The sequence below is a fragment of the Moorena sp. SIO4A5 genome (assembly GCF_010672005.1).
GTDB lineage: Bacteria > Cyanobacteriota > Cyanobacteriia > Cyanobacteriales > Coleofasciculaceae > Moorena.
This window is the reverse complement of sequence record NZ_JAAHHZ010000469.1, coordinates 1-3,762: the sequence shown is the minus strand read 5'-3', so window position 1 is coordinate 3,762 and position 3,762 is coordinate 1. Positions and strand designations below refer to the sequence as shown.

Genomic DNA, 3,762 nt, shown 5'->3' with positions numbered 1-3,762 from the left:
TAGTGATAGTCTAGTTTCTGTTGATGAGGGATTAGCAGAGCTACCAGAAGGTTATGGTGAAAGCCGGATTGTCCTAATGCCTCGTGATCCACATTGGTCTTATGCTTATTGGGAGATTCCGAATGAACATAAAAAAGAACTGCGCTCTCAGGGAGGTCAACAACTCGCTCTAAGGCTCTATGATGTTACTGCAATCAAACTGGATGATCAAAGTCCCCATAGTATCCAAGAATATCCGTGTGATGAGCTAGCGCGAGAATGGTATCTACCCATGCCAGTTAGCGATCGCGACTATGTAGTTGAGATTGGTTATCGCTGTGAAGATGGTCAATGGCTAGTTCTGGCCCGTTCAGCACCTATCCATGCCCCCCCAGCCTATCCCTCTAAATGGATGGAAGACCAATTCATCACGGTCAACTGGAATGATAATTTACAGGGTAAGACTGTCCTAAAACTTCTGCCACCTAGCCAAACAGCTAATGGGAGTAGCTCGGAAATGCCTAATCCCCCTATCTATGGCGAAATCTTTGGCATAACTCAATCTGGGGAATCTCAGGCAGTAGCTGGTTCTGTTTATAGTTCTATGCAGCAAGTTCCAAGGTCAGCAATAACTTCCAATGCTTTCCCTTCGGGTATTGGTAAGTGGGTTTCTCCAAACATGTCGGGAGCTGGTTTGAGGGATTATGCTCCCCCTGCTCCTTCTCCGGAATTGTTGTTACTGGCAGATGCGGAGCTAATTATCCATGGTACCACTGATCCTGATGCTTCCGTTACTATTGATGGACTTCCGGTCAAGATTAACCCAGACGGTACCTTCCGCTTCCAGATGTCTTTGCAGGATGCTCTGATTGACTACCCAATCATGGCAGTGTCAGCGGATGGCAAGCAAACTCGCTCAATTAATATGAAGTTCATCCGCGAGACGCCATCATGTCATACTGATATGGTGTTCAATTGAACACAATGATTGAGTGCAGTCCCCACCCATAATTTTCACTGATATTTTATAAGTTGGGTGGGGTAAGTCAAATCAGCTTTTGCATCGCGAAGCGTCAGCTTCTATGGTAGGATCCCATTGGTATGGCAAAGACTATTGGGCTGTCGTTGCACTACCAAGTCCTGCCATCATCCAAGTCCTGCCATGTTTGTGATGTTCATTGCTTGTTTCTGAGCGGCTTTTCGAGGGCAAAAATTAGGCGCTCAAGCAATTCCCAATAAGGCGATCAGGATGATTGAACTGCTTTGTTACCATAACAAGTGCGGAAGAGCAGTAAATTAAGGCAGACGATTATTATAAATAAATATGCTATAACTATTGGATTTTATAGTCGTCAAGATAAATTGTAGCTTTTGATACAATTTATCTAATAGTTTGTATAGGTATATACTAACTATTGCTATATAGTTCAAGAACTAGCATTTGCCTATAATTGCCTATAATAAGGTGAGAATTCACACTTCATACTTCTAAAGAGTTCCCCCGACACTAGCCAAGGGATTTTTTTGCCAAGAGTTAATAGGTGTGCTTGACCCATTAAGAATTGAATTCGCTATAGGTGCGACCCTTTAGGCAAAGCCCGACGCTGAGTGCGAACGGGCGCGCACCTGTTAAATACACAAAGGTTATACTGACAGCGGAAAACCCACCACAGGGTCAGACAGGGTAGAGATTTTGATTATGGGTAAGTGAAGTACCCCAACCTGCTTGACCTTTGGTCACGCGGGGCGCGTTCGCGCTCGGTTGGGGCTTCCCATTCTCAGTTCAATCAGGGACGGTTTTATTCGTCTTTCGGGCTTTGCCCGACGCTACGCGAACGAGGTTTCCCGCGCGGGTCCCCGATGCCTCAACCAGAGGCGCGACCCAAGGCCGGGGAACCCGGCCTAGGAGGCGCGCGCCTGCTCGTCTTGGTCTTACTCAGCGTCCACAGGCAGACATCCGCCTTCTATCGACGCATATTTTGGCGACAGACTTACCTTGGAATTACAGCGATAGCTGACCAGCTGGGGCAAGTCTCTTCCCGGAGACGAAACCTTAGTAGAGGGTCGCCTTTATGGTTGGTCGGCTATGCATAAAAGGGTTAAAACTGTTTGATTAAGGCGACCCTCTACTTACGGTAACTTCAAACCCTGAACTCTGAAGCGTACTTTTACACCTTGAAGGTAGCCTTTTAGTCAGTCAGGAGGGTCATCGACCACTTTTATTTTAGCACGAATCGCGCTCTAGTTGTCGTCTCCCTATCCATCCCCACCGTGAAAGACGGTGGGGATGGATAGGGAGTTTTGTTAAACGAATTTGATATAAGCTATAACTGCGAGAGACGATGGTGATAGTTTTTTGGAATTTTTGAACTAATCAGGGTTAGGCTTTTTAGTGGCGTTTACGTTTGAACCATTCGTTGTCACCCAAAATCCCTAGATATCCCCACCTAAGGAGAATAAAAAACCCGATGCGCTCGAAGATCGGATTGCTTTGGCATCAGATGTTAATTCAAATTGTGCTTATTAAGTATTTCTTAAATAAATTAATATCAAATAAATTTACACCGTTGTATTTAATAATTGCCTGTAGCACTTGTAATGATGCCCTAGCAGTAACCCTAACCTCTTTGCCAAGCAATCATAGATCTCTAAGCACAAGTAACCTTCTGGTTAACCAGCAGGAGAAGAAAATCGCTCAGGAGTCAGGACAATTGGTTGATGAAAATTATCAAAATCAGATAGGTGAACTATTAGCGCCCATAGGATCAGATTCAGAAGAACCAGTTCTACTAGATAATAAACCCAATACACCTGCTCAACTAACTGTTTTTGATTCTCAAACTATTCAAGTTGATAAAATTGAAGTCATTGGCAGCACTATCTTTTCACCAGAGCAGTTTAAGCAGATCATACAACCTTATCAAGGACGCTCCCTGACTATTGAGCAACTAAGAGAAGTCGCGGATGCTATTACTACGGTTTACCTCAAGCAAGGCTATATTAACACTAGAGCAATTCTGGCCGAGCAAACCATTGACATTAACAAGGGCATTGTTACAATTCGTGTCCTAGAAGGGGGTATAGAAAAGATCGAAGTTGAAGGAACACGCCGCCTCAATGCCAACTATATCCGCAGCCGTGTCCAGTTAGGTACTGGAACACCATTCAATACTACTGATTTGGAAAACCAATTACGATTGTTACGGCTTGACCCAAAGTTGGAAAGTATAGAAGCCAGCCTGCGCAAAGGAACAAAAGTAGGACAGAGCATTCTGATTGTTCGTGTTGTGGAAGCTAATCCGTTCGAAGGCAGTGTATGGGTTGATAACTACTCACCTCCTAGTATTGGTTCTGAACGAATGAGCTTTAATCTTCGGCATCTCAACCTAACTGGCAATGGGGATGAAATTTCTTTCACTTATCGCCGTTCGACCACTGGGGGGTCTAATATTTTTGATATTGGCTATCGCTTTCCCCTCAATCCCCGAAATGGTACCTTAGAACTGCGAACAGTGATCGACCGTAATCGGGTGACTCAAGCACCATTCAATGTTTTTGATATTGAGGGAGAATCTGAGCTATATGAAATTCGATTTCGTCAGCCGTTGTACCGTACACCTCGGGAAGAATTTGCTCTGTCTCTAGGATTCAGCTACAGAGATGGTCAGACTTTTTTGGGTGATGAGCCTCTTGGGTTTGGCTTTGGTCCAGATCAAGATGGCTCGACTACCCTGAGCGTGATTAAGTTTGAACAAGAGTATCTACGTCGGGATTTGGAGGGAA

2 protein-coding genes are annotated in these 3,762 nt (G+C 44.6%); both read left to right on the top strand.

Annotated features, from left to right (window positions below; genetic code table 11):
• Positions 1-958 (top strand): DUF4912 domain-containing protein (locus tag F6K57_RS39385; protein ID WP_293074167.1); only part of this gene is annotated, 958 nt, incomplete at its 5' end.
• A 1,489-nt stretch (positions 959-2,447) separates the two neighbouring features.
• On the top strand, positions 2,448-3,762 hold a 1,315-nt coding region (locus F6K57_RS39380), incomplete at its 3' end, for a POTRA domain-containing protein (RefSeq protein ID WP_293074165.1).